At 60.7% G+C, this 4,745-nt stretch carries 5 protein-coding genes and 1 pseudogene; 1 reads left to right on the top strand and 5 read right to left on the bottom strand.

Annotation, left to right across the window (positions count from 1 at the left end; all coding sequences use genetic code 11):
- A partial coding sequence (locus AC1DU9_RS29465; RefSeq protein ID WP_477811232.1) for an SDR family oxidoreductase occupies positions 1–285 on the top strand: 285 nt, incomplete at its 5' end.
- Between the two features lie 74 nt (positions 286–359).
- On the opposite strand, the gene AC1DU9_RS29460 is transcribed toward AC1DU9_RS29465, so the two are convergent.
- The 5 genes and pseudogenes from AC1DU9_RS29460 to AC1DU9_RS29440 form a co-directional block, all read right to left on the bottom strand.
- Positions 360–1,193 (bottom strand): class I SAM-dependent methyltransferase, encoded by an 834-nt coding sequence (locus tag AC1DU9_RS29460; RefSeq protein ID WP_477811231.1) that lies wholly within the window; start codon positions 1,191–1,193, stop codon positions 360–362.
- Positions 1,187–2,344, bottom strand: coding sequence for an acyltransferase family protein (locus tag AC1DU9_RS29455; RefSeq protein ID WP_477811230.1), 1,158 nt, complete (start codon positions 2,342–2,344; stop codon positions 1,187–1,189). Before AC1DU9_RS29455 ends, AC1DU9_RS29460 begins: the two co-directional genes overlap by 7 nt.
- Entirely contained in the window at positions 2,341–3,225 is an 885-nt protein-coding gene (locus tag AC1DU9_RS29450) for a class I SAM-dependent methyltransferase (RefSeq protein WP_477811229.1), read from the bottom strand. The genes AC1DU9_RS29455 and AC1DU9_RS29450 overlap by 4 nt, the downstream gene beginning before the upstream one ends.
- A complete protein-coding gene (locus AC1DU9_RS29445; RefSeq protein ID WP_477811228.1) occupies positions 3,222–4,517 on the bottom strand; it encodes a glycosyltransferase in 1,296 nt (431 codons plus the stop codon). Before AC1DU9_RS29445 ends, AC1DU9_RS29450 begins: the two co-directional genes overlap by 4 nt.
- A pseudogene (locus AC1DU9_RS29440) lies at positions 4,511–4,745 on the bottom strand (glycosyltransferase family 1 protein); the annotation flags it as partial. The gene AC1DU9_RS29445 and the pseudogene AC1DU9_RS29440, both read right to left, overlap by 7 nt.

The following is a 4,745-nucleotide window of genomic DNA, read 5'->3' as shown; positions in this document are numbered from 1 at the left end:
GCCCGGCAGGAAAACATTGCCAGCCGTAATGTGACGATCAACAACCTGCAACCGGGCTCATTCGACACCGATCGACTGCGTGACAACCTGGTCGCTGCTGCTGAAGAGTCTGGGCAAGACAGTGAGGCATTCCTTGACCAATGCCGTAGTGAAATTCCTGCCAGACGCTTCGGCTCAGCCGAGGAGTTCGGTGCCCTTTGTGCCTTCGTTTGCAGCAGCCATGCGGGCTACCTGACCGGGCAGAACCTGTTGATCGATGGCGGGGCCGTTCGCTCCAGCCAGTAATGGGCAAGGGCTATGCGGGTGTACCCGGGCAATCAGGCTTGAGTTCGCGGCCTCGCCCGGGCGAGCATTGCTAATCAGGGTTTACGCGCAATGATCACCTGACTTTTCGCCACCACGGCATCCAGCGCCTGCTTGATCTGTGCACCCCGTGGCGAGGCCAGGATCGCCTGCCAGGTTTGCGCCCAGTGGTTGAGCAACGGATGGTCCGGGCTGCTGAAGTCGACCTTGGCTTCCCAGAACAACAGCATCCACATCGACCAGTAGAATCCGTACTGGCTGTGGCTGATCACTTCCAGGCCGGCATCGCTGACCATGGCCTTGAACTGCTCTTCGCTGATGATGCGAATGTGGTTGGGCTTCTGGAAATACTCCGCCGCCGCGATATCTTTCTGCAGGTCTTCGGAGCTGGGATGCGGGACGCTCAGCAGATACAACGCGCCCGGTTTGCCGACGCGCACCAGCTCTGCGAGGAATTGGGCCGGATCGTCCACGTGCTCGATGACCTCGGTGGACACCACCCGGGTGGCGGTCGCGTCGGCAATCGGCAGCGGGTTGCAGTCGGTGACATGGCATTCGACGTCGCGGGCCGGTGTATCGGTCAGGCGCTGGCGGGTCGCTTCGACCTTGGCGGCGTCGATGTCGGCGACGATGATCTTCGCGCCGCGCATCCCGCAGAAATGCACGTTGCCGCCGTCGCCACAGCCGACATCCAGCAGTGTGTCCTCGGGGGTCACCGGGAAGCCGGTGAACAGTTCGCCGGTCTGTTGATTGAACCAGCCACTGAGCATCGCATCGTGCAGGCCGAGCATGTAGGGGTCGACTTTTTCCGCCACCGGCGCCGCGGGCGGTGTCTCTGGCTGAACAGGCGCGGGTGTGCCCGCCGTGAGTTTCTTCAAAAGGCTCAGCATGAGGTTGCTCCAGAGGAAGGGACGGCTGTTCGGGAGGTGCCCAGGCGTTTGACCAGCGAGGCGCCGCGGTTGCGCATGGGCATTTCGATGAAGCGATAGTTGAGTTCGCTCAGCAGCACGATCAGGCCGCCAGCCATCAGCAACATCAGAATCGGATGGCCAGCGGGACTGGGCAGCCCGGCAGCCTGTAAACGGAAAACGAATTCACGAACCAGCAAGTAGGCCGGGATATGGATCAGGTAAATCCCGTAGGAACGGCTGCCGACCCACGTCATCAGATTTTTGAACACGCCGCGCGGCAACAGGTAATCGCGGTTGTAAGAAGCGATCCACACCAGCAGCGCACACAACAGCGCAATCACGCCGATCCGGTAAGACGTGAAGGTGAAACGATCCGTTGCCATGAAGCTGAGCAACAGCGATACCGCGATCAGTGCGGCAACACCCGCCCATGGACGGCGCAGGAATTTTGGCTCCCGGCGCCGGTACGAAGGCTGCACGCTCCACATCGCCAACAGCACGCCAAGGGCCAGCGCGTCGGTGCGCACCACCATCAGGATCGGCGTGCGCAAGGTCAACAATTGCAGCGCCACCAACGCCAGCAAAGCCCACACCAGGTGTTTGCGCAACAGCACGATCAGCAGCGGAAACAGCAGGTAGAACTGCTCTTCCAGCGACAGGCTCCAGTACACGAAACTGGTGCCGTACTCGTAGCGATAAAAACTGTCGGCAAAGCGGAAATTGGCGTACTGCGCGATGCCGGCCAGGGTCGCCTGAAGGTTCGCGTGCAGCGTGCCAAACGCGCCGGAGCGGTTGAGAAAAAGACACGCCAGCAACATCAGCGCCAGCCATAACCAGGCCGAAGGCAGCAAACGAAAGGCCCGGCGCAACCAGAAATTGCGTGTCTGTTGCCAGTATTCCTGGCGAGTTGTGCAGCGGCGCAAGGCCGGGATCAGGCTGCGGGCAATGACGAAACCCGRGATCGCGAAAAACAGATCCACGCCCCACCACGGCTGGCTGTACAGCGTGATGCTCTGCAGCAACGGCACAGCCGCCGCGAACAGGCTGTCCTGCAGGTGATGAAACAGCACGCCGAGCACCGCAATGCCGCGCAGCAACTCGATGTCCATGATCCGTTTTTCGTTGCTCATGCGCCCTCCTGGACATGAGGTTTACGGGCAATGATCACCTGGCTCTTGGGCATGAACTGATCCAGCATCTGCTTGATCGCCAACCCGTCGGGCTGGGCCAGCAAGTCCTGCCAGGTTTTCGCCCAGCTCTCCATCAGCGGCGGATACGGCGCCTGAATCCGGTCGCGAACCGCACCACCCAGATCCCGTCCGGCAGCCCGCTCACTGGCCCAGAAAAAAATCATGCCCATGACCCAGAAAAAACCGGTGGCCTGGCGATGCTCGATGACCAGGCCCGCGTCTTCCACCAGCGCGGCGAATCGCTCCGGGCTGAAAATCTGCACGTGATTGGGCGATTGAAAATAGCTGGCCGGGGCGATGCCTTTCTGCAAATGCTCGCCCACCGGGGACGGCACGCTCAGCAGGTACAGCGCGCCGGGGCGGCCCATACGCACGAGTTCGGCCATGAAGGGTTCTGGTTGATCGATGTGTTCGAGAACTTCCATGCACACGACTTTGCTGGCACAGCCGTCGGCCAATGGCAGCGGCAAACTGTTGCTGACCAGCCCCAGATTCGGTTTGTCCGATTGCGCTGCCACTTGCCGGGCAAGATCGCGGACCTTGTCGTACTCACTGTCGGTGAAGATCACCGAAGCGCCTTGACGCACCGCAAACAAGGTCGCGACCCCTTCGCCACAACCGACATCCAGCAAAGTGTCGTCGGCGGTAATGGCAAAGCCTTTGAGCAACTCGCCGCTATCGCCCGAAAACCAGCCGTCATGCATTGCATCGTGCAAGCCCACCTCTCTTGGCGACACACGGGATTGCTCGACCGGCGACGGCGCGGGCCGGGGCTCGGGTTTCGTCTCCGCAAAGAAACGTCTGACCCATGCGCGAATCATGCCTCAGGGGTTTCCACGGCACGGTTCTCGAACAGGCGCTCAAAAAATACGCCAAGCCGTTGCCCGGCAGTGGCCTGGCTGCAGAATTTCTTGAGGCTGGCCACTGCGTGCGCGGACATTTGTGCATAACGCCCGGGATCACCCTTGGCCACGTCATAGCTTGATTGGTAAGCCCTGCACAACGACGCCCAATCGGTGACGTAGCGCAAGGTACGAAACGCCCTGCGCGGGTCATGTGGCCAGGCCGTCAGCTCATCGGTGGAGTCAATCAGGAATGCATTATCGGCATCCAGATAATCGATCATCGCCGTGGTCCGTGGCGCCACCGCCGGTTTGCCACAGGACATGAACTCCATCAGCGGAAGGCATTGGCCTTCGCCATAGGACGTGTTGACTACATAACTCGTGGCTTGCACCAACTGCTCATAGTCCGCGTCAGCCAGATAGCCGTAAATCAGCACGATCCGGCAACGGTAAGACTGGTTTTTGTACAAGTGGTGAAGGATATCGGTCAGCGCTTCTTCGGCATCGTGGTGCGTCAATTTGAGCACCAGCGTTGCGTCGTCCACCTCGCGAAACGTCACGCAAAAGGCACTGAGCATGTCTTCCCAATTCTTGCGCCCGTCACCGGGGTTGAACACCGAGGTGTAAATCACGCCGTCGAGGACCAACTCGTGTTCACTCGGCGGGGCCTCGAAATCAATACCCACACCTTGGCGAGTGGCCACGGGGCCGAAGGCTCGCAAGTCGAGTTCGCGACTGTCGGCCAGCAACCCCTTGAGCGTCAGCCGCACCCGACTGGCCAGAGGCTGGCGTTGCAAGTGGGCGCCACGCTCGGAAAACCGGTCCCATACCGGTGCCGGTACCGCGATGACCGGATAGTCGGTGCCCATCGCTTCGCGCACCGCATTCACGGTGTAGCTGGAATGTGTAATCGCCGCACCCGCTGCCCGCAACACCGTGCGCCAGTCATTGAGCGGGTCACCGGCAAAGGGTTCGTTGGGGATGGTGCTGAATTCCCACGCGAACACCGGCAGCGTCGGGCAGGTGAAATTGACCGGCGTGCGATGAGGCGGTGAGAACGACAGGAACACGCACGCTTCACCACGGGACAAACAGTCCATGTACAAGGCATCGACTTCGGTCTGCGGGTCGCTGACTTCGACCACTCGCCCCAGCCGCTCCAGCACGGGCCGGTACTCCTTGAGCACGAAGTAATAGCTGTACTCCGAGCGGCCAAGGTTCTGGGCAATGGTGTGCTGGTTGGTTTCCGAATGAATGATGATCAGCATGAGGCGATATCCGTCACGGTTGCTGTCGGCAAAGCCTGCGGCGCCAGCCCGAAAAAATCCGCCATGCGTTTCTGTACCGGGGCGAAAGCGCAGTAATCGTGCATGCGCTCGACGGCGGCGAGGGACATGCGCCGATACTCCAGCGGTTGTTCCTTGGCCAGGCGGTAGCTGTTTTCGTAAGCGGTTTTCAGCGAACCCCAATCCGGCCGGTAACGCAGGGTGCTGTAG

Source organism: Pseudomonas sp. P4_C1 (genome assembly GCF_056402155.1).
The sequence above is the reverse complement of the archived record's forward strand: the minus strand, read 5'-3'. Positions and strand labels throughout refer to the sequence as shown.